The sequence below is a fragment of the Streptomyces sp. CCM_MD2014 genome (genome assembly GCF_000772045.1).
Lineage (GTDB): Bacteria > Actinomycetota > Actinomycetes > Streptomycetales > Streptomycetaceae > Streptomyces > Streptomyces salinarius.
Map to the genome: position 1 here is coordinate 2,356,171 of NZ_CP009754.1, position 25,249 is coordinate 2,381,419.

Annotated in this window: 19 protein-coding genes and 2 pseudogenes; 6 read left to right on the forward strand and 15 right to left on the reverse strand. The window is 67.6% G+C overall.

Annotation, left to right across the window (positions count from 1 at the left end):
* Window positions 1–33: 33 nt before the first annotated feature.
* On the reverse strand, window positions 34–792 hold the full coding sequence (locus NI25_RS10170) for an NUDIX hydrolase (protein WP_061442155.1): 759 nt from the start codon (window positions 790–792) through the stop codon (window positions 34–36).
* 503 nt (window positions 793–1,295) lie between these two features.
* Window positions 1,296–1,901 (reverse strand): annotated as a pseudogene (locus tag NI25_RS38445) (transposase); the annotation flags it as partial.
* A gap of 259 nt (window positions 1,902–2,160) precedes the next feature.
* Here NI25_RS38445 and NI25_RS10180 point away from each other — a divergent pair.
* Entirely contained in the window at window positions 2,161–5,583 is a 3,423-nt protein-coding gene (locus NI25_RS10180) for a type ISP restriction/modification enzyme (RefSeq protein ID WP_158508437.1), read from the forward strand.
* Between the two features lie 319 nt (window positions 5,584–5,902).
* Window positions 5,903–7,372, forward strand: coding sequence for a hypothetical protein (locus NI25_RS10185; protein ID WP_148315118.1), 1,470 nt, complete (start codon window positions 5,903–5,905; stop codon window positions 7,370–7,372).
* Here the strand turns inward: NI25_RS10185 and NI25_RS10190 are convergent.
* Together NI25_RS10190 and NI25_RS10195 are read right to left on the reverse strand one after the other, a co-directional pair.
* Window positions 7,369–8,253 carry a hypothetical protein gene (locus NI25_RS10190; RefSeq protein ID WP_233520709.1) on the reverse strand — a complete coding sequence of 295 codons (885 nt, stop codon included), beginning with the start codon at window positions 8,251–8,253 and terminating at the stop codon, window positions 7,369–7,371. The genes NI25_RS10185 and NI25_RS10190 overlap by 4 nt on opposite strands.
* A gap of 203 nt (window positions 8,254–8,456) precedes the next feature.
* On the reverse strand, window positions 8,457–8,762 hold the full coding sequence (locus NI25_RS10195; RefSeq protein WP_078884582.1) for a helix-turn-helix domain-containing protein: 306 nt from the start codon (window positions 8,760–8,762) through the stop codon (window positions 8,457–8,459).
* 85 nt (window positions 8,763–8,847) lie between these two features.
* Here NI25_RS10195 and NI25_RS40755 point away from each other — a divergent pair, with 85 nt between their 5' ends.
* A complete protein-coding gene (locus NI25_RS40755) occupies window positions 8,848–9,162 on the forward strand; it encodes a transposase (RefSeq protein WP_420710810.1) in 315 nt (104 codons plus the stop codon).
* A gap of 251 nt (window positions 9,163–9,413) precedes the next feature.
* Here NI25_RS40755 and NI25_RS37495 read toward each other — a convergent pair whose 3' ends face one another.
* The 5 genes and pseudogenes from NI25_RS37495 to NI25_RS10215 form a co-directional block, all read right to left on the reverse strand.
* Window positions 9,414–9,638, reverse strand: coding sequence for a hypothetical protein (locus tag NI25_RS37495; RefSeq protein ID WP_233520710.1), 225 nt, complete (start codon window positions 9,636–9,638; stop codon window positions 9,414–9,416).
* A gap of 360 nt (window positions 9,639–9,998) precedes the next feature.
* Window positions 9,999–12,446: a tyrosine-type recombinase/integrase gene (locus tag NI25_RS10200; RefSeq protein ID WP_233520711.1), complete on the reverse strand. Its 2,448-nt coding sequence runs from the start codon at window positions 12,444–12,446 to the stop codon at window positions 9,999–10,001.
* Complete coding sequence (locus NI25_RS10205; RefSeq protein WP_324610070.1) at window positions 12,433–13,401, reverse strand: tyrosine-type recombinase/integrase; 969 nt, start codon at window positions 13,399–13,401, stop codon at window positions 12,433–12,435. The genes NI25_RS10200 and NI25_RS10205 overlap by 14 nt, the downstream gene beginning before the upstream one ends.
* 290 nt (window positions 13,402–13,691) lie before the next feature.
* A pseudogene (locus NI25_RS10210) lies at window positions 13,692–14,789 on the reverse strand (DUF4192 domain-containing protein); the annotation flags it as partial.
* A gap of 87 nt (window positions 14,790–14,876) precedes the next feature.
* Window positions 14,877–17,036 (reverse strand): RecQ family ATP-dependent DNA helicase, encoded by a 2,160-nt coding sequence (locus tag NI25_RS10215; protein ID WP_061442160.1) that lies wholly within the window; start codon window positions 17,034–17,036, stop codon window positions 14,877–14,879.
* 286 nt (window positions 17,037–17,322) lie between these two features.
* Between NI25_RS10215 and NI25_RS10220 the strand changes: the two genes are divergently transcribed.
* Complete coding sequence (locus NI25_RS10220) at window positions 17,323–17,937, forward strand: hypothetical protein (RefSeq protein WP_061442161.1); 615 nt, start codon at window positions 17,323–17,325, stop codon at window positions 17,935–17,937.
* A 305-nt stretch (window positions 17,938–18,242) separates the two neighbouring features.
* On the opposite strand, the gene NI25_RS10225 is transcribed toward NI25_RS10220, so the two are convergent.
* The 3 genes from NI25_RS10225 to NI25_RS10235 form a co-directional block, all read right to left on the reverse strand.
* Window positions 18,243–18,884, reverse strand: a complete 642-nt coding sequence (locus NI25_RS10225) for a hypothetical protein (RefSeq protein ID WP_061442162.1) — start codon at window positions 18,882–18,884, stop codon at window positions 18,243–18,245.
* Between the two features lie 68 nt (window positions 18,885–18,952).
* Window positions 18,953–19,654, reverse strand: a complete 702-nt coding sequence (locus tag NI25_RS10230) for a ribonuclease HII (RefSeq protein ID WP_061442163.1) — start codon at window positions 19,652–19,654, stop codon at window positions 18,953–18,955.
* 81 nt (window positions 19,655–19,735) lie between these two features.
* A complete protein-coding gene (locus NI25_RS10235; RefSeq protein ID WP_061442164.1) occupies window positions 19,736–20,356 on the reverse strand; it encodes a TetR/AcrR family transcriptional regulator in 621 nt (206 codons plus the stop codon).
* A gap of 187 nt (window positions 20,357–20,543) precedes the next feature.
* On the opposite strand from NI25_RS10235, the gene NI25_RS10240 reads away from it, so the two are divergent.
* Complete coding sequence (locus tag NI25_RS10240) at window positions 20,544–22,091, forward strand: MFS transporter (protein WP_061442165.1); 1,548 nt, start codon at window positions 20,544–20,546, stop codon at window positions 22,089–22,091.
* A gap of 86 nt (window positions 22,092–22,177) precedes the next feature.
* Here the strand turns inward: NI25_RS10240 and NI25_RS10245 are convergent, their stop codons facing one another.
* From NI25_RS10245 to NI25_RS10255, 3 genes are all read right to left on the reverse strand, one after another.
* The gene (locus tag NI25_RS10245) at window positions 22,178–23,083 is read right to left on the reverse strand and encodes an ADP-ribosylglycohydrolase family protein (protein WP_061442166.1); all 906 of its coding nucleotides are present in this window, start codon (window positions 23,081–23,083) and stop codon (window positions 22,178–22,180) included.
* A 12-nt stretch (window positions 23,084–23,095) separates the two neighbouring features.
* Complete coding sequence (locus NI25_RS10250; RefSeq protein ID WP_061442167.1) at window positions 23,096–23,755, reverse strand: histidine phosphatase family protein; 660 nt, start codon at window positions 23,753–23,755, stop codon at window positions 23,096–23,098.
* A gap of 117 nt (window positions 23,756–23,872) precedes the next feature.
* Window positions 23,873–24,487: a YdbC family protein gene (locus tag NI25_RS10255; RefSeq protein ID WP_061442168.1), complete on the reverse strand. Its 615-nt coding sequence runs from the start codon at window positions 24,485–24,487 to the stop codon at window positions 23,873–23,875.
* A gap of 158 nt (window positions 24,488–24,645) precedes the next feature.
* On the opposite strand from NI25_RS10255, the gene NI25_RS10260 reads away from it, so the two are divergent.
* Complete coding sequence (locus NI25_RS10260; RefSeq protein ID WP_061442169.1) at window positions 24,646–25,182, forward strand: TerD family protein; 537 nt, start codon at window positions 24,646–24,648, stop codon at window positions 25,180–25,182.
* Window positions 25,183–25,249 lie beyond the last annotated feature (67 nt).

Here is a 25,249-nt window from a genome sequence, read left to right on the forward strand (position 1 = left end):
CGCCACGCGCGCGGGTCCGGCCCGGACTCGGCGTCAGACCTCGGGACGGAGCATCGGGGGGTTGAGGAGGGTCGCACCGCCGACCCGGAAGAGCTGGGCGGGACGGCCGCCCTGGCGGGTGGTCGTGCCGCCGGTGGGCACGAGGAACCCCGGCGTGCCCGTCACCTTGCGGTGGAAGTTGCGGGGGTCGAGCACCACGCTCCACACCGCCTCGTAGACACGGCGCAGCTCGCCGACGGTGAACTCGGGCGGGCAGAAGGCGGTGGCCAGCGACGAGTACTCGATCTTGGAACGGGCTCGCTCCACCCCGTCCGCCAGGATCCGGGCGTGGTCGAAGGCGAGCGGCGCGACCGCCTCGCCGGCGTGACCGTAGCCGCTCTGCTCCAGCAGTTCCTCCACCGGCGCCCAGCGGGCGTTGCTGGCGTCACCGCCCGCCCGTGGTGCGGGCAGGTCGGGGGCGAGTGCGAGGTGGGCGACGCTGACCACGCGCATCCGGGGATCGCGGTCGGGGTCGCCGTACGTCGCGAGCTGCTCCAGATGGGCACCGTTGTCCTGGGCCGGCTCGGCCGGGTCGTGGGCGCACAGCCCGGTCTCCTCGGCCAGTTCCCGCGCCGCCGCCTGCGCCAGGTCCTCCCCGTCCCGCACGAACCCGCCGGGCAGAGCCCAACGGCCCTGGAACGGCGGCTCGCCCCTGCGCACCGCCAGCGCGCACAGGGAGTGGCGGCGCACGGTCAGCACGACCAGGTCCACAGTGACGGCGAAGGGCGGAAAGGCTGACGGGTCGTAGGGCATGCGGCGATCATAGTCGTCTTCCTGACGATAAACACTCCCTTCGCCAACCGCTTCGACCACTGATCCACTCCCTGCCGACCGGCGCCCCGCCGTCCGCCCCGGACGGCCGTACGAGGAGACGTCGCGCCAGGTCAAGCCCGTGAGGAAGGGCCGCGACCCCCCGCTTCGGCAGCACTCGCCGCCCTGCCGGCCCCGCGCTCTCCCCCGCTCGTCACCCGGGGGCGCACGATCGCGGCGCTCGGCTCGTGGGCGCGCGCCCTCCTGCGGCGGCGGACGCCATGCGCCGAGGACAGGGTGCGTGAGCGGCGCCGACGGCCGGGCGGCACGCTGGACGCGGGCTCGGCCGGCTCGCGCTCCGCTGGTGTCTGGCCCCGTCCGTCGTCGTCCGGAGCACCGTCTCCCGAGTCCGCGCCACCTTTCCTGCCCTCGCGCAGGCACCGGCGGATCGACTCGGGGTCGAGGCCCTCGTTGCACGCCTGGTGCAGCAGGCGGGCGAAGAGGTAGTCGGGATCCGCACCGAGGGCCATGGCCAGTGCTTCCCGTGCCTCCAGCTCGTCACCGGTGGACCTTCTCTGCACTAAGTCTCGGGGCGAGGCTGGGCGGTTAGGGCATCTGGAATCCCACCTCAGCGAGCAGCTCGCGGGTGGTGAGGACTTCGATCCCTCGCTCTCGCGATCGGTCAGGTGCTTGGCCATCGCGCTGACCTGGGACTTCGACAGCTGGGTGACACCGAGGGACTCGGCGAGTTTCTCCACTCGGCGGGTGGAGACGCCCAGGAGGTAGGCGGTGGTGACCACCGAGATCAGGGCCTGCTCGGCCCGGCGTCGCCGTCCGAGGAACCAGTGCGGAAAGCAGCTGCCCTGCCTCAGCTTGGGAACGGCCAGCTCGACCGTGCCGGCCCGGGTGCCCCACTCGTGCGGACGACAGCCGTTGCGGTGGTTGACCCTCTCCTCGCTGACCTGCCCGTATTCGGGGTTGCAGAGGGCGTCGGCCTCGGACATGAGGGCGTCGGCGAACGTCTTGATCATCGCGCGCAGCAGATCGGGACTCGCCGCGGCGAGGTTCTCCTCGGTGAGGGCGTGCAGGGGCAGACTGTCGGGTGCGGTCATCGTGCTGATCTCCTTCGAGCTTCGACATCTCGAAGATCAGCCAGTGGCCGCTCTCATATCCGGGCCCTCACTCCGACGCCGGGCCAAACGCCCGGATCAGGCGGGAACCGGTACACCACTTCTCAGGACACAACCCCTGGCTGCCGCTGTGCGGGTCAGTCCGCGCCTGTTCAAGCGGGTTTCCGCTCGGAGCGTTACCCCAAGGACGGGATCCCTAAGTCCTAACACGAGGCGTGCAGATAGCCATACGATGCTTTCCGTGGTCACTCTACGCACTTACCTCGAACGACTGCAGGCCATCAACTCGACCGGGGAGGCAGTCCCAGAGACCTCCTACTACGGGCAGCTTGAAGCGCTCCTCAACGAGGTCGGCAAGACCCTCTCGCCAGCGGTCACCTGCGTGTTGACCACGAAGAACCGCGGAGCTGGTGTACCCGACGGTGGTCTGTTCGTCGCCCGACAGGCGGTAGCAGAGGCTGGCGACACCGCTCTGCTTTCGCGAGCGCCCGAGCGCGGGGCCATGGAGGTCAAAGGAGCAGCGCAGGATGTTGTTCGAGTCGCACGTTCCGCTCAGGTCAAGCGGTATCTGGAGCGCTACGGCAAGATTCTGGTGTGCACCTACCGCGACTTCCTTGTCGTTCGCCTGGACTCAAACGGCGAACCTCAGACCGGTGAGCGCTTCACCCTCGCACAGGACGAAGCCTCCTTTTGGGCACTCAACCCCAACGAGACTGAGAAGGCACGCGGAGTCGACTTCGTCGACTATCTCAAGCGCGCGCTGCAGGGTGACGCGCCGCTAAGTGATCCCGCTGACCTTGCCTGGTTCTTGGCTGCCTACGCCCGCACCGCGCTGGCCCGGGTTGAGGAAGTCGGTGACGTCAATACCCTCGCCACTCTGCGCAGCGCCCTAGAGGAGGCCCTGGGTCTGCGCTTTGAAGGCGAGGATGGTGACCACTTCTTTCGCTCGGCGCTCGTACAGACGCTGTTCTACGGTGTGTTCGCATCGTGGGCCTACTGGTCAGAGCAACAGCCGGAGCAGAGTACCCACCGCTTCACCTGGCGCCAGGCTCAGTGGACACTTTCCGTCCCGATGGTTCGCGTGCTCTTCCAGCAGCTGGCCACGCCAGCGAACCTTCCGGTGGGGCTTGACGAAGTACTCGACTGGACCGACGACGTCCTCGCTCGCGTAGATCGCAAGCTGTTCTTCCAGCGCTTCGAGGCGGCTGAGGCGGTGCAGTACTTCTACGAACCTTTCCTGCAGGCTTACGATCCCGCGCTCCGTCGCGAACTCGGTGTTTGGTACACGCCTTCTGAGGTCGTGCACTACATGGTCGACCGCGTCGATGATGCGCTGCGCACGCAGATGGGTCTACCTCTGGGTCTCGCCGACCCGAAGGTCCACGTGCTCGATCCATGCACAGGTACCGGGTCCTACTTGACCGCTGTGCTCGACAAGATCGTGGCCACCTTGAAGGAGCAAAGCGGCGACGGGCTAGTCGCTGCGGAGGCCAAGCAAGCAGCGCTGTCACGTATCCATGGCTTCGAGCTGTTGCCGGCGCCGTTTGTCATCGCGCACCTCAGGCTTGGGATCGCACTGCAGCGCCTCGGCGTGCCGCTCGACCTCAAAGCTGGGGAGCGCGCAAGTGTTTACCTAACCAACGCATTGACCGGGTGGGTGGACGACAGCGACCACCCAGTACTCCCGTTCCCCGAGTTCGTCGCCGAGCGAGAAGCGGCTCACGCTATAAAACGGGACCAGCGCATCCTGGTCGTCCTTGGCAACCCTCCCTACAACGGCTTTGCTGGTGTATCAGGACGCGAGGAAGGCGGCCTCGTCGAGCCCTACAAAGTCGGATTGACCCAGAAGTGGGACGTAACCAAGAACAAGCTCGACGATCTCTACATTCGCTTTTTCCGCGTCGCTGAGCGGCGCATCGCTGAGCAAACGGGTAAGGGCATCATCTGTTTCGTAACCAACTCGTCCTGGCTAGGCGACCCGTCATCCGTTGTCATGCGGGAACGGCTACTGGCCGAGTTCGACGACATCACGGTCGACCACCTCAACGGCGATAGCCGCGAGACCGGCAAGAAAACACCTGATGGGGCCCCTGACCCTTCCATCTTCAGCACGCGCTTGAACCCGGCTGGCATCACACGAGGCGTGGCCATCGGCATGCTTGTCCGGGCTGCCGATCACAGTGCTGCGTCGACGAACGTCCGCTACCGTGACTTTTGGGGACAGAACAAGCGCGAGCAGCTTGCTGCTGCTACGAATGACCCCGGTAGTGGACCTCAGTACGAATCCCTCGCACCAGACCAGTCCAACTGGTTTCGTCTGCTCCGCTGGACTCCACGTCAGGGGTACGCTGGCTGGCCGGCCATCAACGAGTTGTGCGCCGAGGACCCGATGCTCGGCTTGAACGAGAATCGCCAATTCGCCTTGGTCGACAACGACCGGGATGCCCTGGCTGCTCGGATGAAGACCTACCTGGACCCTAAGGTTCCCATCTCGCAGGTCGACCCTCGGCTCGCTCGGAAGTTCTCTCGCTTCGACCCCGATAAGGTTCGTAAGCGCCTGCTAGAACAGCGCCCGTTCGACGAGCAACGTATCCAGAGGTTCCAGTTTCGACCGCTCGACAACCGCTACGCGTATGTCGAGACCGAGGCCAAACTCTGGAACGAATCACGGTCAACGCTAGTCGCTGCTGCGGAAACATCATCCCGGTTCCTGCTAGTACGCCGACGTGCCCCGCGCGCGCTCGACGGTGCGGCCGTTCACCTTTCAGACTGTCTCGTGGATCAAAAGGTTCTGTTCACCGATGCTTACGCCATCCCCTTTTGGCTTTCGGTCCGAAAGGCGGACGACACCACCCCATCGTTGTTCGATCTCGATACCGAGCAGTCGAGTGCTGCTTGGCGACCGAATCTCTCTGACATGGCACTGGACTACTTGCAGCAGATCGACATCGAGGACGCAGAGGTCAACCAGGATGCCGCGACGCTTATCTGGCTGCATGCGCTCGCGATCGGGACTTCTCCGCTCTACGTAGAGCAAAACGGTGAGGCAGTACGTTCTGACTGGCCCCGCGTCCCGTTGCCCAGCACCAAGCAGGGCCTCCTAAAGTCGGCCGCCCTTGGCGAAAAAGTGGCTGCTCTGCTCAACCCCGACGCAGTCACCTCAGCGCCCGGCCCCCGCGACTCGCGCCTACAAACCGTCGCGACCATCGAACGAACCGATGGCAATCCCTTGAACCCTGGGCATGGAGACCTTGCCGTCACCGCAGGCTGGGGCATCGTCCAACCGGGCAAGGTTATGCCGGGCGCTGGCAAGTACGACGTGCGCGGACGGACCGTTGCTGACAATGAAGGGCTTACAGGCGAGGAGCGGGACGCCCTTGGCGCCCAGGTGCTTGATATCTACCTAAACGATGACGTGCGGTGGCGTGGGGTACCTGGGGCGGCTTGGGACTACAAGATCGGTGGCTTCCAGGTGCTGCGTAAGTGGCTGAGTTATCGCGACAAGCGCGCGCTAGGCCGCGACCTAACTGCGGCAGAGGCCCGAACTTTCACAACGATCGCGCGCAGGCTCACCGCTCTCGTGCTGCTCGGGCAAGAGCTCGACGCGAACTACTTGAGGGTCGTTGACTCGGCGCATGTCATCCAACCCGTCAATAAGAAGTGACCTACCTACATGGGCCCAACACCCGCAAGTTGACTCATAGGCAAGCTTCTTGACCCTTCGAGTCGATGGTTAGGCCCTTAGCGGGGAGCGTCGTTGCCTCCTACCTTCTTCGTAGCTCCGTATGGGGTCTACGGCCTTCGGGTCCGGCATGGCTTCCTCCTTGTTGTTGATGATCCGGGGGTTGTTGCCGGACCCGAGGCATCGGCGGACCGCTGATGAGGGGCTTGAGCACCGGCTTCACCCGGCCTTGGACACACTTCCTGCAGCCCCGTCTACTCTGCAGGCCGCCAACTCCAGTCCTCGCGGCTAGAGTTACGTCATGGCCTCTACAGATGAAGATTCCCGGCTCCTCCCACAGTCAGTGCGCGAGAAGCTTGAGGCGATCGTGTTCGATGCCAATTCCTTCCCTCACGGAGCGCTTCGCCTGAACACGCTTAAGGAATGGGAGCGATGGGCACACTTGGTGGACCTTGAGGTCTGGCTTCCCGAGCCGGTCGTCTGGGAGCTTGCCGAACATGCGGCCAGTGCATGGACGGAGTTCGACGCGATCACGAAGAAGGCCAGCAAGGCCCTGACCAATGCTGGCGTCGAGGTGCAAGCGCGTTCTGCCCACACAACAAGAGAAGAAGTCATCCGCAAGGTTGAGACGGAGATTCGCGCACTCGGACCATCATTGCGAGTCCTACAACTGGACGGCGATGTCGCCATCGAGGCACTAAAGGACCAGGTGCTGCAGCGTAAGCCGGCCAAGGTCAGGGACAAAGTCAAGACTGGAGCCTCTGATAGCGCATGGCTCCGACAGGTACTGAAGACGGCAAACAACGACCCCGGCAAGTTCGTCATCGTCGGTAGCGACGCCGACGTGTACAAGGCGTTCGAGACGTGGGGGCTCGCCAAGCCCACGATGGTTCCTCTGCGGAATCTCCAAGGGGCGTTGTTCGTTCTCAGTGAGCCGGACGCCGACCTCGTAGAGAAGATCTCCGGGTTCCTCCGCGCCACCGTGGGCTCGCCACTTGAAGGAGGACGAACCCCGGACCGCGATCTCGTTCTCGGGGACATCAAAGACCCGGCCGCTCTCGTCGACAACCCGTTGGTCGACCAGATCAGTGATGTCGACTTGGTGCACCTGGAGGCCGTCGTCGGACTCAATCAGATCAAGATTAACCACTTGACAGGCGTGGTCAGCGCGCAAGTCTTTCTCTCCCCGGCGGTCGAGTACAGCGGCTTGCATATTGAAGAGAATGGCACTGTCTGGCCCCAGTCAGGGGCTATCCCGGGTGTCGTGATCCGCGACGTCATCAACTTCACACTTAGCGGCGGCTCAGTCATCAAGGCGGAGTCGCAATCAGGTGAAGCCGTGGCGTTCGGTGAGCAGGACAAAGCGTTCGAAGAACCGGAGAACGCATTTCAGGAGTTCCTTGAGGCGTTGCTGCTCGTACCTGGGATAGCCCTGGCACCAGGCATGAGTGAAGCGGTGACGGATCTTGAAGTTGGGGGCGAGCTCACAGTCTTTCTCGGTGATCACACACTGAACGTGTCGACGTCCGACACGGGCGACGGAGGATGGAGCGCCAGCCTCACACTTACCGCGGACGGTTGGTCCGACTCGATGAACCTGTGGTGTGAGTGGGATGCCACTAAGAACCCGTCCGAGATCCCGGACATGTTCCCAGCCTGGATCATCTGCACTGACCTCGCTAGCACTTGGCGTGTTCCCGGCGAGTGGGCGGCTCCGACGTGGATCATTCAGGCTTTGATTCCGAAAGAAGAGGGCCAGTCACCCTACTAGATGTAGTCATGAGGGTCGGCGCTCAAGAAGATACCCCGAGGCAGGTCGCCCAAGTGCACGAGAAGCTTGGCCCCCACTTCGAGGCCGCACGCTGCGCAGGAAAACTCATGCGGGTTGAGGAACACCTCCTTCGGGTCGACCACCATCTGGTCGCCGTCTTGGACGTAGACGGCCTCCGCTTCACCAGCCATCCACCCCTGAGAGCCGCAGGCCGGGCACTCCACTGGTGCTTCTCGGCTCATCGCGATCGTCGGCTTGCTGGTGATTGCGGCCAGAACTACGTCACGCTCTTCGGGTGACATGTGACCGAAGCGCTGCTTAAACAGCGAGCGGGCTTTGACCAGCAGAGCTTCCGCCGCGACGCGCTCTTGTCGCACCTGTTCATCGACTAGTTTGTCGTGCAGGATCAAGTAAGGACCCCAGTAGTTGGCCGGTTCAAGTTTCAGTTCTTTGAGAACCGGATCGACCAAGCGCAGACAGGTCGTAAACACTTGTTCGGAGTCTGTTGGGTCGTGTATCGCGCTGTGAGCAACTCCGTTGCGGGCGTCCGCTAGGGGTTCGAGGTCCTCTTTGCTGATCGGAATCTTTCTGGGAAGAAGCTTGGCCACCCGCAGGTAGGCGTCAACAAGGCCGATGGTCTTGACCTTAGTCAGTGGGCCTGCATGGGAGCCCAGGCCCGTGGCATGGAGCAACGAGTCGAAGTGCTTACCGTCGACAATCAGCGCAGGATGCATCCCGACGAGGTAGGCCTTGAGTAGGTGCTCCGTAGCGACCCCAGCATGGTGAACGGCGAAGTCGTGGCTCTCGGGGCCCTCAACAAAGGCCGCCAGTGCGGCGTTCATCCATCTGCGGGATGAACCCTTCAACTGCTCTGCATCCATGGCTGAACGATAGGACCATTGGATGATCAAGCGCTCGGATTTTCTCCAGCGTCCGCCGTACGGTCAGCTCGGGGTGAGGTCGGTCGTAAAGTTGTGCGGCGTATCGAGCCCAGTTGCCTCCGGACTTGCAAGCGGCGACCAAGAGTCCGTGAGGACCGCCGGCAGCAGCTGGGAGATGCCGAGTTCGATCAGCCCCAAGCAGTTCAGTCGCCACTCCAGTCGTCACTGTCGAAGACTGCGACTAGCGTGGATGGCTCGGTCTGCAAGCCATGGGCAAGCTTGATCAAGGTGGTCAAGCTTGGGTTGCGACGTCCGTGCTCGATGTAGACCACTCCGCGGAAGCTCATGCCACTTCTGCTGGCGAGCTCCTCAAGAGTGAACCCACGAGCCTCACGCAACCGGCGCACATGCATGCCGAAGGTGTGGAGTTGAGGGTCAGGCGGATCAAGGTGAGGCACGAACTTGACTTGACATCTGCGCCCATTTGACTGCCATGAACAGCTGTGCATAATCAGCGCTGAGTGCTGCGCTCCAGGCTTGTTGAGTCAAGAAGTGGCCGGCGATGAAGCCAGGACTCTTGGAGAGGACGCCTTTATGCCAGCCCCGAGGAAGTACCCACCAGAATTGATTGAGAAGGCAGTCCGCATGGTGATTGAGATGAGGACAATGAACCCCGGACGCTCTGGCATCATGCGACAGGTGGGGGAACTTTTAGACGTCCACCCAGAGGTACTTCGACACTGGGTCAAAAAATCGGATGCGGAATCTGGTCGAAATGCGGAATGCGCTATGAGCGCCACCGCTCGAGTTCGTCAGCTTGAGAAGGAGAATGCTGACTTGCGCCGCCTCAATAGGATCCTTAAGGCGGCTGCCGTCCTGTTCGCGGCGGAACTGGAACCCAGACAATGAAAGGCTGTGCCGCCAGCCTTCACCGTCGCACATCGACTTCGGGTAACAACGGAACAGCCTTAATCACTGGCAAAATGATCTTGTTTCGCGATGACTCCGCCACGGTCGTCTCTCGCCCTCCCAGTGGTCACGTCGTTGCCGTCTCCGTCAACGGGTTCACGGGAGGAAGCCAGGGCGGCCGTCGGCGGCGGTGAAGTTGTAGGTGGTGGCTTCGGCAAGGACACCGAGAGGCGGATCGCCGTTCTCGATGATCACAGCCTGGCCGGGAAGGCGAGCATGTCCTCGTAGAACCGGTCTACGACGGTGGATGTGATGCGCACGTCGGGTAGGTCAGGGTCCGCTGAGGTGTTCTTCACCTGCTGGCGGTAAGTGACCACAGGGGAGTCCAGGACAACGAAGCCCAGATGAGGAAGATCTCGTTCAATGCAGAAGCGGGCCAGGGAGGTGGTGAAGGCCGAATGCAGTACGGAACGCACGCCCTTGCCACGACCGGCGCTGGATAGTTGAGAATGAGTGACGGACCACCTGCCCGGTCATCTGTCGCCTGCGGGCTCTGACTCGGATTCAACATCCCCCCTTGCAGCGCCACCACTTGGCACCGATGGACCTACTAGAAATGTCACCGGAAGGTCGTTCACAAGAAGACCACAACCAAGCGGACAGGGCCCAGGGACCGGCATGCCCAACGGTGGACGGTAGTGTCGAATGTGGGTCGGTAATTCGTCGGAGGGGCCGGCTCTCGCTGCCGGACGGTTGACCGTCCGGCAGCGAGGTGAGGTCCGTGGCAGTCGGCTGAACAGCATGTACCTCACCGGCGAGACCCCACGCGATGCTGATCACCGATCTGTGAGCCGGGGCCTTTGATGAGGAAGTCCCAGGTCAACGATGCCGCTGCGCTGGAGTCGCTGGGCTTGCGCACGTTTTCCGCGCAGGAACGTGAGCGTCAGATCGATGCCCTCGATCTCACCCTGCCAGCCCTCGGCGACCGCCCGGGTGCGGCGGTCGACCAGGTCCTGCTCCAGCTCGTCCAGACGGGACAGCATCTTGGGATCAATGCTCAGCATCGGGCAGCGGATGCAGGCGTGTTCGTGCGCGCAGGACGTCCCGTAGGGCCGGCCGCAGGACCCCAGCTCGACCCGACGCTTATCGAAATGCTGCTGGAAGTCGCTCCACTCCTCGCCACTGGGCTCGCGGTATTCATCCTTGGGCCGCTCAGCTCGGCGCCGAGCAAGGAACTGCTGGTACTGACTGATCACGTCCTCGTCGAACACCGCGACGTAACCGCGGGTAGTGCGGATATCGAGATGTCCGAGCAGGGCGGCACCGATGTGGATCGGCAGGCCGTTGTTCACGAGCTCCGTGGCGAACAGTCTCCGGAAGTCATGAGGCGCGAACCTCACCCCCGCAAACTGCGGATGTGTGACCGCGAGGGTGTCGCAGGCCCGTTTGATCATGCGCCAGACGGTCGTCGTGGACATGCCGCGCTGGACGCCGCCGTGGAAGGTCTGGAACAGGTAGGGAAGTTCCTCGCTCCAGACCTTTTCGTGCAGGTCGTAACGGGCGCAGACCGGGACAGTGCCGTGGTGGTTGCGGTGGCGTCGGATGATTTGCGCGATCACGTGGAACAGCTCGGCCGACATAGGGATGACCCGTTCCCGGTCACTCTTGGACGGGGAGACGACGAGCAGGGCCACGACTTCACCGCTGGATCGCTGGTATTGCCGGACGCTGAGGTGGGTCAGCTCGGTCAGTTCCTCGGCCCGCAGGCCCGCGAGCCGCAGCGTCTCGACGACGGCCCACTGCCAGAAGACGGTGTTCTCGTCCCTGGAGAGGTGGACGAGTTCACCGGTGGCGCGGTTCACCGCCCGGACCGGCGGGCGGTTGTGCCGCTGGTCCTTGGTCGAGACCCGCAGCCAGACAGTGCCGTCGACGGTGAACTCTTCGCCGTTCTGGACCTGCCGGGCGGCATCAAGCATTGTCCGCAGCCGGTGCCAGGTGTCGTTGACGTACTGGGACAGGACCGGCAGGAGGGGCTGGCGGTCGCGGGTGCGGTTGGCCATGCGTTCTTGTAGCCGACGCCTGCGCAGGTGGAACCAGCGCAGGTCAGCGTCGCGGACCGGACAGGGGGCGGACCATTTCGACCAGCGCTCCGGCTCGGCGACGGCCCAGGTCTGAAGGTCCAGGTAGAGGGCGCGGACGGCCATCAGCGGCCCGTCGACGTCCAGCCGCGGCTTGCCGTTGGGCAGAACTAGCAGCCATTCCTTCCAGCTGGTAAAGGTCTCTTCCGACAGCCGCAGGTCCTGTTGATCCGGGTTAATCTCCTCGATCTGCTTCCAGAACACCCTGACCAGCAGGTTGGTCAGCTGTCGCAGCGTGGAGTAGTCCAGCCCGGCGGAGCGTCGGCGGATGTACTCGACCAGGACGTCACGGACCTCCCGGTTGCGCAGGCGGTGACGGTCGACGGCCTCCTCGACGGAGATCTGCCCGCGAGTCACGGCCGCCCGGAAACTGCGGGGCGTGGAGGCAGGGAACTGCCCCATGTCGTGCAGGATCGGCCAGGCTAGAGTCCCGGCAAAGGTGCCCGATTCCGAGTTCTCGCCGGCGAGGCCGTGGGCGCGGGACTCGACGGCGTAGTGCATCAGAGCCTCGGGGGTCAGGTCCTTCAGATCGATACCGAAGACGGTCAGCGCGCAGCAGACGTCGAATTTCGCCTTGGTGCGGCGGGCCTGTGCCATCGGCAGCTGGTCGGCCCGGACGCAAAATTCTTCCAGCCACGGGTCCTTCGCAACACTGCGGAACCACGGTGCGTAGCGGAAGAAGCGGTTGCAGCGAAAACCCAGCAGGGTGGGGCGGACCAGCCGCATGGAGAAGGCGTAGCCGGCCGCGAGGTTCAGGCGGTTGCGCAACTGCTTGTTGTCACCCGCGGCGTCTGCGACCGGTCGGCCTTGGTCGTGCCCGGACGCTTCCCATCGCTCTTGCCAGGTCGTCCCAGGAAACGTGGCGAGGTGGGCAAGGAAGTCCCGCATGGAACCCCGCTGTCTCCACTTCCATGGTTCGGACTGCGAGAAGTGATCGGCGGTGACCTCGATGATCTCCTCGGCCGGTGCGGTGCTGAAGTCACCCAGTGAACGGGGCGGCCGGGCCGGGGGCGGAGGCGGCGCTGGGGTGATCGCGGTCGGCGCGAAGTTGTCGACCTGGATAGTGCCGTCGAGTTGGTGGCGGCGGACCCGGTTGGTCGTCGGTCCCTGTAGCCGCAGGCTGTTTCCGACCTTATTGCCCGCCACCGAACACCGCCTCAATGTCGTCTGCGGCGTACTGGGTGGGCCAGGACGTCGGCTGAACGGGCCGAGAGTAGTGGGCCGCGAGCTTGTCGACCAGGTCGTCCAGGCCGACGACCGTGTAGAGCTCGGTGGTGCTGATATGCGCGTGTCGCAAGATCGTCTGTACTTCCACGAGCGTGAGTTCCGGGTCTCGGGCCATGCGGGTGGCGGCAGTGTGCCGCAGGTCGTGCAGGGTCCAGTTCAAGTCGAGCTTCTCGACCGCCCGCTGGATGATCCGGCGGGCCGCCCAGTAGGTCAGCGGCCGAGGTTCCCCCCGCCGGGTTCTCCAGATGGGGACCCCGTCCGCTGGCAGGCCCGTCTCGTCCAGGTAGGTAGCGAGGTGGGCCAGGGCCTCCGGGGAGGCCGGGACGGGCTGCCGGGCTCGGGTGCCCTTGGTGATCACCCATAGCTGGCCCTTGGTCCAGTCGACGTCGCCGAGTTCGACGCCCAACAGTTCCGAGGCGCGGGCGCCAGAAGAGACGTAACAGGACAGCAGAGCCCGGTCCCGAGTGCATCTCATCTGCTCGAACAGCTCCTGCCACTGCTGATCAGACATGGCCCGCGGTTGTCGAGCGGACAGTTTCGGCCTTAACCGACCCCGTCGGTGTTCGGCCCGGGTCTTCAGCGGCGACCGGTGAGACAGCGCAGCCCTGCGAGCGTGATTCTCCGGTACGGGGTTGAGTACCGGTCCGCGGCCGAAGTGCATGTGGAAGGCGTAGAAGCCGTGGACTACGGTCAGGTTGTGCGCGATCGTCGCAGGTGCGTATCCGGCCCGCAGCCTGGGTTTTCCGGTTTCCGGGTTCACCGATCCGGCCTGAGGGCTGCCGGGGCGCCGGCGCTGCCGCTGAGGGTTGCGGGCGTGGCGAAACCAGCCCACCAGGGCGACGGCTTCCGCCTCGGTGACCTGTTCCCATCCCACGTCCAGGGCCCACAGAACCCGAAACCACCGGAGCAGGTCGTATGCGTAGCTCCGGCAAGTCTTAGGGCTGGCGTCGCCTAGCATCCGGTCTCGCAGGTACCTGCTGACCGGCTCGACCTCCCGGTCTGCGGCATCCACCACGAACCAAGGCAGCGATGGCGTGGTACCCACCGCTACGGCCCCAATACGGGGCAGCCGTAACCGCCCGTCAATCAGATCGCGATGAAGCGAAGGAGTCTCATGCATCCCCGCATGCTCACCACTCATGGCCCTTGAGACCAGCAGTTCCACTCGATAGTGCAGTTAACAGACCAGGCGACCCAGCCGGCGAGGGTGAGGGGCGCGGCCGCGTGTTCGGCGTACGGCCCGGCGCAGCGGCGGGCCAGGGCTCGCCACAGGCGCATCGCGGGGGCGGCCTCGTCGCCCTCCATCCACGCGGCCGCGCGGTCACGTGTCGTACGGTCCTGAAGTCCGAGGATCAGCACCGCCGCCTCTTCGTGTCCGAGCAGGTGGTCGTCGCGCAGGTCTTCGGCCGCCACCCCGGAGACGGGCGGGGCCCCGGCGAGGCGTCGCATCACCCGCTCCGCCGTGTCCAGCGTCTGCTCGGCCACCTCCGCGCGGCCGTCGGCGTCCAGGATCCGGGAGACCAGCGTCGCGGCGGCCGCGTCCAGGGCCGCCGCCTGCTCGCCCGCCGCCGCGTCCTCCCGGGGAAGCATCCTGGCCCGCAGCTCACGGAGGGAGCCGCGCACCTGGATGCCCGCGTAGGTGGCCGCCGCGGCCAGCACCGACGTGCCCGGCAGTCCCATGGGGAGGCCCTCCGCCGGGCAGCAGGTCTCTTCGTCGCAGCAGTACGACCAGAAGCGTCCGGCCGAGATGCACAGCGCTTCGACGACGGGGACGTCGAGGGCTCCGCACTCGACGCGCAGCTTCTGGGCCAGCGGTCGCAGTCGCTCCATCACGTCCCGTCCGGTCTCCCCCCGGCCCGGTTCCTGGCAGAGATAGGCGACCATCTGCTCGGGCCGCACCCCGCGCCGCTCGCTTCCGGTCACGAGGCCGTGAACCAGTTGCCCGGCCGCGCCCGCCCAGTCGTCCGGGTTCGCCGGGATGCCGAGTCGGGCGCGACCGCCGAAGCGGCCCCGCCCGTCCCTGTCCCGCAGGGCGGCCAGGACGATGCTGTCCTCGGGGCGGTACCCGAGCAGGTACGGCAGGGCGTCGGCGAGTTCGGCGGGGGTGCGCAGGGTGACCTGCTGTTCGTCCCCGGGGTTCTCGTGCCCGGAGTTCTCGTGCCCGGGGTGCTCGTGCCGGGCGCGCTCCGCCCGGCCCGGCTCCGCGGCATCCGGGATGTCGCCGTTCTCGAAGGATCCAGTCGTTTCGCTGTGGTTCGTCATGGCTCGACGATCTCGCGGATCGACAGGTTCCGCTTTTGCCTGTGGACAACTCTCGACAGGGACACATCACCCCATCCCGGGGGTGCCCTATCCGGCCAGGGCGAGGACCAGCGGGAGCACCTGGTCGGCACCGGCCTGGCGCAGGAGGCGTGCGCCCACGGCCAGCGTCCAGCCGGAGTCGGTGAAGTCGTCGACGAGCAGGACCGGGCCGGAGACGCCGGCCAGGGCCGTGGCGAGCTCGTCCGGCACGGTGAACGAATCCGCCAGGGCGCGCAGCCGCTGGGCGGAGTTGCTGCGGTGGGCGGCGTGCTCGCCGGCGTGGGAGGTGTGGGCGAGGCTGCCCAGCAGCGGGAGCCTGCCGACCCGTGCCACTCCGCCGGCCAGTGAGGAGACCAGCCGGGGACGGGTGCGGGAGGGCATGGCGACGACGCCCACGGGCCGCGCCAGGGCGTCGGGAGAGCCCCCGGCCCAGCCGCCCGGGGAGCGGGCCCAGTCGGCCAGCACCGTCACGACGGCGTCCAGCACGTCGTCCGGGACCGGTCCGTCCGCCGCCTGCGCCGACAGGAGCGGGCGCAGCCGGTTGCCCCAGCCGATGTCCGACAGCCTCCCCAGCGCCCGGCCGGTGAGCGCCTGCTGACCCACCGGGATCCGGCCCTTGAGGTCCATGCCCACCGCGGCGAGCCCGGTCGGCCACATCTTGCGCGGCTCGACCTCCACACCGGGGCGGTCCAGCTCGCCCGTCGCGGCCGCGAGGGCCGCGGACGGGACGGCCGGGTCGAGCCAGGGCCCGGCGCAGGTGTCGCAGCGACCGCACGGGGCCGCCTTCTCGTCGTCCAGTTGTCGCTGCAGGAACTCCATCCGGCATCCGGTGGTCGCGACGTAGTCCCGCATGGCCTGCTGCTCCGCCTGCCGCTGCCGGGCCACCCACGCGTACCGCTCCGCGTCGTACGTCCACGGCCGGCCCGTGGCGGTCCAGCCGCCCTTCACCCGCTTGACCGCGCCGTCCACGTCCAGGACCTTGAGCATCGTCTCCAGCCGCGACCGCCGGAGATCCACCAACGGTTCGAGCGCCGGGAGCGACATCGGCCGCCCGGCGTCCTCCAGCACCGCCAGCGTGCGCCGCACCTGCTCCTCGGGCGGGAAGCCCACCGAGGCGAAGTACGCCCAGATCGCCTCGTCCTCCCGCCCCGGCAGCAGCAGGACGTCCGCATGGTCCACGCCGCGTCCCGCACGCCCGACCTGCTGGTAGTACGCGATGGGCGACGAGGGCGACCCCAGGTGCACGACGAACCCCAGGTCGGGCTTGTCGAAGCCCATGCCGAGCGCCGAGGTCGCCACGAGCGCCTTCACCCGGTTCGCCAGCAGGTCCTCCTCCGCCTGCAACCGGTCGGCGTTCTCCGTCTTCCCCGTGTAGGAGGCCACCGGATGTCCGCGCTGCCGCAGGAACGACGCGACCTCCTCGGCCGCCGCCACGGTCAGCGTGTAGATGATCCCGGAGCCGGGCAGGTCCCCCAGCCGCTCCCCCAGCCACGCCAGCCGGTGCGCCGCGTCCGGCAGCTCGAGCACGCCCAGCCGCAGGCTCTCCCGGTCGAGCGGCCCGCGCAGCACCAGGGCGTCGCCGCCGCCCGTGCCCAGCTGCTCCGCGACATCGGCCGTGACCCGGGCGTTGGCGGTCGCCGTGGTGGCCAGCACCGGCACCCCGGCCGGCAGCTCGGCCAGCATGGTGCGCAGCCGGCGGTAGTCGGGGCGGAAGTCGTGGCCCCAGTCGGAGATGCAGTGCGCCTCGTCCACCACGAGCAGACCGGTCGTGGCCGCGAGCCTCGGCAGTACCTGATCCCGGAAGTCCACGGAATTGAGGCGCTCCGGGCTCACGAGGAGGACGTCGGTCTCGCCCCGCTCGACCTCCCCGTAGATCGTTTCCCACTCCTCCGAGTTGGCCGAGTTGATCGTGCGCGCCCGGATCCCCGCCCGCGCGGCCGACTCGACCTGGTTGCGCATCAGCGCCAGCAGCGGCGAGACGATCACCGTGGGACCCACGCCACGCCGGCGGAGCAGCGCGGTGGCTACGAAGTACACGGCCGACTTTCCCCAGCCGGTGCGCTGCACCACGAGAGCGCGCCGGTGCTCCTCCACCAGGGCCGCCACGGCCTGCCACTGGTCCTCCCGCAGCCGTGCCGAGCCCTCGCGATCGCCGACCAGTTCGGCGAGGACGGCGTCGGCTTCGGTACGGAGTTCCTCGTGGTCCATGCCCCCATGCAACCCGATGGCACCGACAATCGGCGAATCGGAGACGGGCACGGCGCGTGCCGCGTCCCATGCGTCGCCCGGCGGCGCTCCGGGTAGGGATATAGAGCGCACATCGTCCGATATGGGGCCGCGGTCTCAATTGCTCGTTGCCGCATCCCAGTTCGACAGGAAGAATTGAAGTCCGCTCCCCGCACGGCCCTCCGTGATCCGACAGGGCTTCGCTGCGGTGCGCGCTCCCCGAATCCGACCCTGCCCGCAGTGTGGGCGCGTAGCCGAAGGGAGGAACGTGACCTTCGGATTCGCTCCGTCCTCGGCGGCCTCGTTTTCGTCGTCCGCCGTTTCCGCCACTCGCATGCTCGAACCGGCGGAGTGGGCCGCCGCCGGAATCCCGCTGCTGCGCAATCCTCGGGAGGTCGTCAGCGGGCTGCACTCACGGCACCGGCCGGAACCGGCGACGGCGGTCGTGGCCGTGCTCGACCCGGACGAACGACTGCGCGCCAGCGCCTCGTTCACCAGCCGCCGCTCCCCCGCCGACGGTTGGATGTTCCGCAACGCGCTGCTCTCCCAGTTGCGCCGCGTCATCCCGCACGATCTGCGGCGCCGCACGCCGGTGCGGACCGCCGTACTGCTCTACTGCCGTGAGGGCGACGCGCGTTGGACACAGGAGGACGGCGCGTGGATGTGGGGACTGCGGGACGCGTGCACGCTGCACGGGCTGCGCTGCGGCGCGTACATCACGCTGACCCGGGACGGCTGGCAGGTGCTCGGCGAGGGCCGCGGCGGTCGCCGGCCCAACGCGGCGTCGGTGCCGGAGCCCTTCGCCACGGCGGAAGCGCCGCCTCCGCCACCACGCACCGGCGGTGTCGCCTCGGACGTGCTGCGCCGCGCCGCGGCCCGCTGAGCACCACGACCGCGAGGAGCACGGAGGACACGACGGGCCCGCCCGAGAGGTGACGCGGCTCGCCTCGGCCCGGTCTGCGTGCGACCGGCGGTCCGGTGCACGCCGAGACCGGTGGCACCCGCACGCCGCCCATGCCGCGGCTGCCGGAGGCGCCTCCATCGGTTCCGCTCGCCGGGCCGAGCCGGTGCGAGCACGGAGGGACGTCAGGTGTGCCGGCCCGCAGGAACCGCCGCCGTGCGGGGGCTCCTGCGGGCCGGCACTCTCCGTGTCGTACCGCCCCGTCCGCCGCGTTCGCCGGAACGGGCTCAGACGCCCGCGCCCAGCACCGAGTTGATCCGCTGCGGGTCACCGCAGACGATCAGCAGGGCTCCGGCCCGGGAGTGTGCCACGGTCAGGGCGGTGACGGCGGCGGCCTCGGGGCCGCCGTTGAGTGCGACCACGACGACGGCCCGCGACGCGGCACGGTCCGCGACGGCGGCGTCGGCGTAGAAGACGTCGTCGCCCGCGTCGTGCTGCGCCCAGTAGGCGGCATCGCCGAAGGACAGTTCGTGGGCCGCCCACGGGTGGGGGTCGCCGGTGGTGATCACCAGCACGTCACCGGGGGTGCGCCCCGAGTCCAGCAGCAGGTCCACGGCCTCCTCGGCGGCGTCGAGCGCGCCGTCGGGCGTGGCCGGGATCAGCTGGATCTGCGGAGTGGCCGGGGCGGCGGCGGGAGTGGCCGGGGAAGCCGGACCCGCGGGTCCGGGTTTGGCCGCGGCCGTGTCACGCGACGTGCGTTGCGCCGGCGGAGCCGGGCGCGCCGGGCCGGGGCGGCCGGGGCGCGGCGGGGCCGCGGGACGGGGGCCGGGTACGGGGCGGGGGGTCGGCGCGGTGCGGCCACTGGCCGGAGTGGCGCGGGGACCCTGGGCCTTCTCGTGAATCTGAGGCTCCTCGGGAATGAGAGGCATGAGCTGATATTTATCAAACGTTGGTGCGGCTCGCGTCGGCGGGTGGCACATGCCTGCGAGCCGAACCGTCAGAAATCGAAGCCGAGCTGACCCTCGATTTCCGGAGCGCTTCCGTCCACCCAACTGCGGACCTTCTTGAGGTGCCGCCACTGGGGCAGCGCATCAAGATACGCCCACGACAACCGGTGGTGCGGGGTGGGGCCCCGCTCCTCCAGTGCGGCCTTGTGCACGGGCGACGGATACCCGGCGTTGTCCGCAAAACCGAAGTCTGCATGGTCGACACCCAGTTCGGCCATCATTTTGTCGCGCTGGACCTTGGCGAGCACCGAGGCCGCCGCGACGGCGACGCAGGACTGATCGCCCTTGATCACCGTACGGACCTGCCAAGGGGCCCCGAGATAGTCGTGCTTGCCGTCGAGGATGACGGCTTCGGGGCGGACCGGCAGGGTCTCCAGGGCCCGCACCGCGGCCAGTCGCAGTGCGGCCGTCATGCCGAGCGCGTCGATCTCCTCCGGAGAGGCGTGCCCCAGGGCGTACGACGTGACCCAGGTACGCAACTCCACGGCGAGCTCGGTGCGTCGCTTGACGGTGAGCAGCTTGGAGTCGGTCAGACCGGCCGGGGGTCGGCGCAGGCCCGTGACCGCGGCGCAGACGGTGACCGGACCGGCCCAAGCGCCGCGCCCCACCTCGTCGACACCGGCAATGATCTTCGCTCCGGTCGTGGCGCGAAGGGAGCGCTCGACGGTGTGAGTAGGTGGTTCGTACGGCATGGCGCCCCTAGCCTACGCCGCTGCGACGCACGGACGACACCCCGGTTCCCCGAACGACTCCCGCCGCCTCGGCGGCCCGGTTCAGGGAGCGTCGGGCCGCAGCAGCGGCACCATCAACTGGTCGATCATTTCCTCGAGCTCGCGGTCCGTCCATTCACTTGCACAAATCTTCGAGCGGTACATCATCATCGCCGGGATGGCGTCGAAGACGTATCCGTTGGCCGCGTCGCGACGGACCTCCCCCCGCTCCATTCCACGGGTGATGACCTCGCGGATCATCGCGAGGGTCGGCTCCACCACACCCTTGATGATCACCGCGTGGAAGCGTTCGGCCTGCACGCTGTCGCATTCGTGAATCACCGAACGCAATGCGAAGCCCGGGCGGGAGTACATCGCGTCGCGCGCCCTGCGGCACAGCTCCAGCAGATCCTCGCGCACGCCCCCGAGGTCGGGAACCGTGTCGAAGTCCGGCAGCCCGGACAGCAGCGCGTCCGCGACGAGATCCTCCTTGGAGGGCCAGCGCCGATATACGGCCGCCTTGCCGGTCTGCGCACCGGCGGCCACGCCTTCCATCGTCAGGCCGTTCCAGCCGACGGTGCCGAGCTGGTCCAGCGCGGCATCGAGGATGGCGCGCTCCAGGACCGCGCCACGCCGACGGGAGGGCGGCTGGGCGGAGGCGGCCGCCCAGTGCGAAGCAACCATGTCGGAGGTCTCCAAAAAGCGGTGAAAACGGGTATTCGGGGACAAGGCGCGTCTCGCGCGGCCGCAACGGGGGATCGGACGCGCGACACCTCGGCAAGTGAACGGTTGCGTTCACTGTCGCCGGGTCACTAACGTTGAAGCAACAGTGAACGCGAGCGTTCACTAAGTCATTCGTGGGGGACACATAGTGACAACCTCTTCCCTGATCAAAGACCAGAAGCCGGGAGCGGCCCGCCGGGAGGGACACCCCGGCATCGCACTCGCCGTCATCGCGGCCTGCCAACTCATGGTCGTACTCGACGCGACGATTGTGAACATCGCGCTCCCGCACATTCAAAACGCGCTCGAGTTCAGCACCACCGATCTCACCTGGGTCGTCAGCGCCTACACGCTCACCTTCGGCGGCCTGCTCCTGCTCGGCGGCCGAGCCGGTGACATCCTCGGCAGGCGCCGGGTCTTCATGACCGGCATCCTGCTGTTCACCTTCGCGTCGCTGCTCGGCGGCTTCGCCCAGGAACCCTGGCAGCTATTGGCGGCGCGCGTCCTGCAAGGCATGGGAGGCGCGATCGCGTCGCCCACATCGCTGGCCCTCATCACCACCACCTTCCCCGAGGGACCGGAACGCAACCGGGCCTTCGGCGTCTTCGCCGCCGTCTCGGCGGGCGGCGGCGCCATCGGCCTGCTGGCGGGCGGCATGCTCACCGAGTGGCTCGACTGGCGTTGGGTGCTCTTCGTCAACGTGCCGATCGGTGTGCTGATCGCCGTGCTCGCGCCGCTCTACATCAGCGAGTCCGAACGGCACTCCGGCCGCTTCGACATCGCCGGAGCGGTGACCTCCACCGCGGGTATGGCCTTGCTCGTCTACGGCTTCATCCGGGCCGCGGACGAAGGCTGGCGGGACAACCTGACCATCGGCTCCTTCGCGGCCGCCGCGGTCCTGCTGCTGGCCTTCGTCCTCATCGAACAGCGGGCCAAGGAACCGATCACCCCGCTGAAGATGTTCGCCGACCGCAACCGCTCCGGCACGTACGTGATCATGCTGAGCCTGGCCGCGGCGATGTTCGGCATGTTCTTCTACATCGTGCTGTTCGTGCAGAACGTGCTCGGCTACACGCCCATCGAGGCCGGCCTGGCCTTCCTGCCGGTCACGGTCGTGATCGCGCTCGGCGCGGGCCTGTCGCAGCGGTTCCTCCCCGTCTTCGGCCCGAAGCCGTTCATGATCGCCGGTTCCACGCTCGCCGCGGTCGGGCTCGGCTGGCAGGCCCTCATCAGTGCCGACAGCTCGTACGTCGGCGGCGTTCTGGGGCCGATGCTGATCTTCGGCTTCGGCATGGGCCTGAACTTCGTGACGCTGACGCTGACCGCGGTCTCCGGGGTCGCCCAGCACGAGGCGGGCGCGGCGTCGGGGCTGCTCAACGCGATGCAGCAGGTGGGCGGATCGATCGGTCTCGCCATCCTGACGACGGTCTTCGGCACGGCCAGCAAGGACGAGGCGGAGAAGCAGGTGCCGGACTTCCTCACCAACGGATCACCGGAACAGAAGGCGGAGTTCGCCCAGACGCACCAGCTGCCCGCGCCGTGGTCGCACGACGTGCTGGCGCAGGGCATCTCGGCCGCCTTCATCCCGGCCGCCGCCATGGCCGTACTCGCCCTGGCCACGGCGTGGCTGGTGATCCGGGTACGGAAGAGCGACCTGGAGGCGCTGTCCGGCTCGGCCGGGCCGGGCATGGGCTGATCCCTCGGCACCGCAGGCCGGGTGGAAACCACCGGCGGGCGCCCTGCACGCCCGCCGGGGCCGGCCCCGGCGGGTCGCGGTTCCGGTCAGGCGCCCGCCGTCATCCAGGCCGGCAGCGCCTCGACCCGTCCCGCCCACTCGGCGGGGGGCGCCCCGCCCTTGCCCGCCGCGACCACCCCGCCCACGATGGCGCAGGTCGTGTCCACGTCTCCGCCGACCTGTGCGGTCGTCCAGAACGCGGTCTCGTACTCCCCGAGGGCGCGGGCCGCGGACCAGAGGGCGAAGGGGACCGTGTCGTGCGCGGTCGTACGCCGGCCGCAGCCCAGGACCGCCGCGACCGTGGCGGCGTCGCTGTAGTCGAGCATGTCCCGGGCACGACGCAGTCCGGCGCCCACCGCGCTCTTCGGTACGAGCGCGATCACCCCGTCGAGGAGCGCGTGCGCCGGGGGCGGGCCGGCCGGATCGGCGGCCAGGGCCGCGGCCGCCGCGACGGCCATGGCCCCGACCACCGCCTCACGGTGCTGGTGCGTCGGATAGGCGGAGATCTCCGCCTGGTGGGTCGCCTGTTCCGGGTCGTCCGCGTACCAGGCACCCAGCGGCGCGATGCGCATGGCGGCGCCGTTGCCCCAGGAGCCCTGGCCGTTGAACAGCGCCGCGGCCAGCTCGCGCCAGTCGCCGCCTTCCCGGACCAGCCGCAGCAGCCGGTTGACCGCGGGGCCGTAACCCCGGTCGAAGTCGTGGTGGTGGGCGAAGGAGAGCGCCAGCGCGTCCTGGTCGATGCGGTGGTGGGCGGCCAGGACGGAGACCACGGAACAGGCCATTTCCGTGTCGTCCGTCCACTGCCAGGTGCCGGGCGGCAGCTCGCGGCGCCCCAGCAGCGGATAGTTCACGGGAACGAAGAACTGTGAGCCCAGCGCGTCCCCCACCGACAGTCCGCGCAGGCTGGAAAGGGCGCGGTCCAGGCGCCCGTCGGAAGAAGAATGAGCGGTCATCGCCCTGCCACTCTATCCGGTGATCCCGTACGGTTCCGGATCTCGCCAGCGTTCGAAGGGCCGGTCAAGGGTGTACTTGCCGTCCTCCCCGAGAACGAGCATCCGCATCTCGGCGTTCCCGGGGTTGGACAGCGACTCGAACTCCGCGACCGTCCAGTGGAACCACCTCATGCAGAACAGCCGCATGGCGAGCCCGTGGGTCACCAGGAGCACGTTCGGCGGGTGGTCGGGGTCCTCGAAGCTGCGGAACAGGCTCTCCAGGAAGTTGCCGACGCGGTCGTACACGTCGGCGCCGGACTCGCCCTGGGCGAAGCGGTAGAAGAAGTGCCCGTAGGCGTCGCGGTAGGCCTTCTGGAGCCGGACGTCGTCGCGGTCCTGCCAGTTGCCCCAGTCCTGTTCGCGCAGCCGGGGCTCCTCGCGGATCCGTATCAGGTCCGGGTCGAGGCGGAAGGCCCGGAGGGTCTCGTGGGTACGGCGGTACGGCGAGACGTACACGCTGATCCGCTCGCGGCCGAACACCTCGCGCAGCCCCTTGCCGGTCTCCTCGGCCTGTGCCCTGCCCCGGTCGGTGAGGGCCAGCGCGTGGTCGGGTTCGCGCTCGTACACGGTGTCATCGACGTTGCCGGTCGACTCGCCGTGCCGGACAAGGACGATGCGCCGTGGTCGTGCCATGCCAGAACCCTAGATCGAGCCGGCCGGAAACCAAGCACTCGTACGGCCCCGTACGGCGTACATCACACACACCACACAGCCTCCGCGCCTGGGCGAGAGGCCGTGCGGGTCCGGCACTCAAACGGTCCAGGAGGGTTCCAGCTGCACGATGTCGCCGGTCAGGGCCGCGATATCGGCCTCCGTCCGGGCGCGCAGGGCGAGCCGCTCGATTCGCTCGGTGCGGTACTTCCCGTGTTCGGCGGCCGACAGCCACATGGACAGCACGAGGTACTCGTTGTAACTCTCTCCGGGGGCTTCGCCGAACAGCCCGCGGATCATGCCCGGCGAGCCGGCCATCGCCGGGTTCCAGACCTTCTCCTGCATGAGGACGTAGTGCTCGGCCCGTTCCTCGTGGACCCGGCACAGAGCCACCCGCAGCACGTCGGCGTCGGTGAAGCGCGGCTCGAATCCGGTCTTCACGTCGAACCGGTGGTCGAAGAGCCTGACCTGGGCGTCCTTGAAGGTGCCGGCCTGGGCCGAGGCCAGCCTGTCGTGGGAGCGGGCCATGAAGGAGTCGTAGAAGGCACGGCTCTCCCAGAAGGCGAAGACGTGCGCCACGTCCGGGCGCGCCCGGCTCCAGCCACCCCCCTGTCCCCGAAAACCCGGCTCCCCCGGAAGCCCCGCCCACTTCCGCTGCCCCCGTTCGAAACCGCGGCGGTCCACCACGGTGCAGCGAATCCACTTGACCAGCACCGCGCCATGGTAAGGCCAGGGAACGCGGCACCGGTCGCTCTCCGCGGGACCGCTTGCCCGCACCCCCGTCCCGGTGCGTGGCAGGATGGACAACCGGCCGTCACCGCCCGGCAGTTCGGAGGGCCGGGCAGGGCGGGGGACCTGGGAAGGGGAAGTCTGTGAACGGCCTCAGCAAGGGCATGCGCAAGGTCGAGGTCGCGCTGCGGTGGGACCCGAGTCCGGCGGGGCGGCCGGCCGCCGACCTGGACCTGGTCGCCGGGACCTACACGGTGGACGATCCGTACGGCGCGCCGGCCTATCTGGTGCACTTCGACAGCCGCTCGCCCGACGGCACGATCTATCTCAACCGGGACAGCAAGGACGGCAAGGGCTTCGGGTTCGACGAGGTCATGACGCTGGAGCTGGAGCGGCTCGACGCCCGGTACACGCGCGTGGTGGTCGGCGTCGCCATCCAGCAGCACACCGAGGAGCGGACCTTCGACGACGTCGCGAACCCGGGCCTGCGCATCCGCGAGGGGTACACGGACCTGGCCTCGGAGGACTTCGCCGGCGTCCCGGACGCCACGGCGGCGACGGTCGCCGAGTTCGCCCGGGACGAGACGGGGGCGTGGGAGTTCCGGGCCGGCGTCCACGGCTTCGAGGGCGAGGACCTGACGGCCTTCACCCGTGTGATGGGCGCCCCGCGCAGGCCTTGACGGTGCCGTGCATGAGTAAGGGGCGACCGCCACGGCGGTCGCCCCTTGCTCATGAGCCCCTACGAGC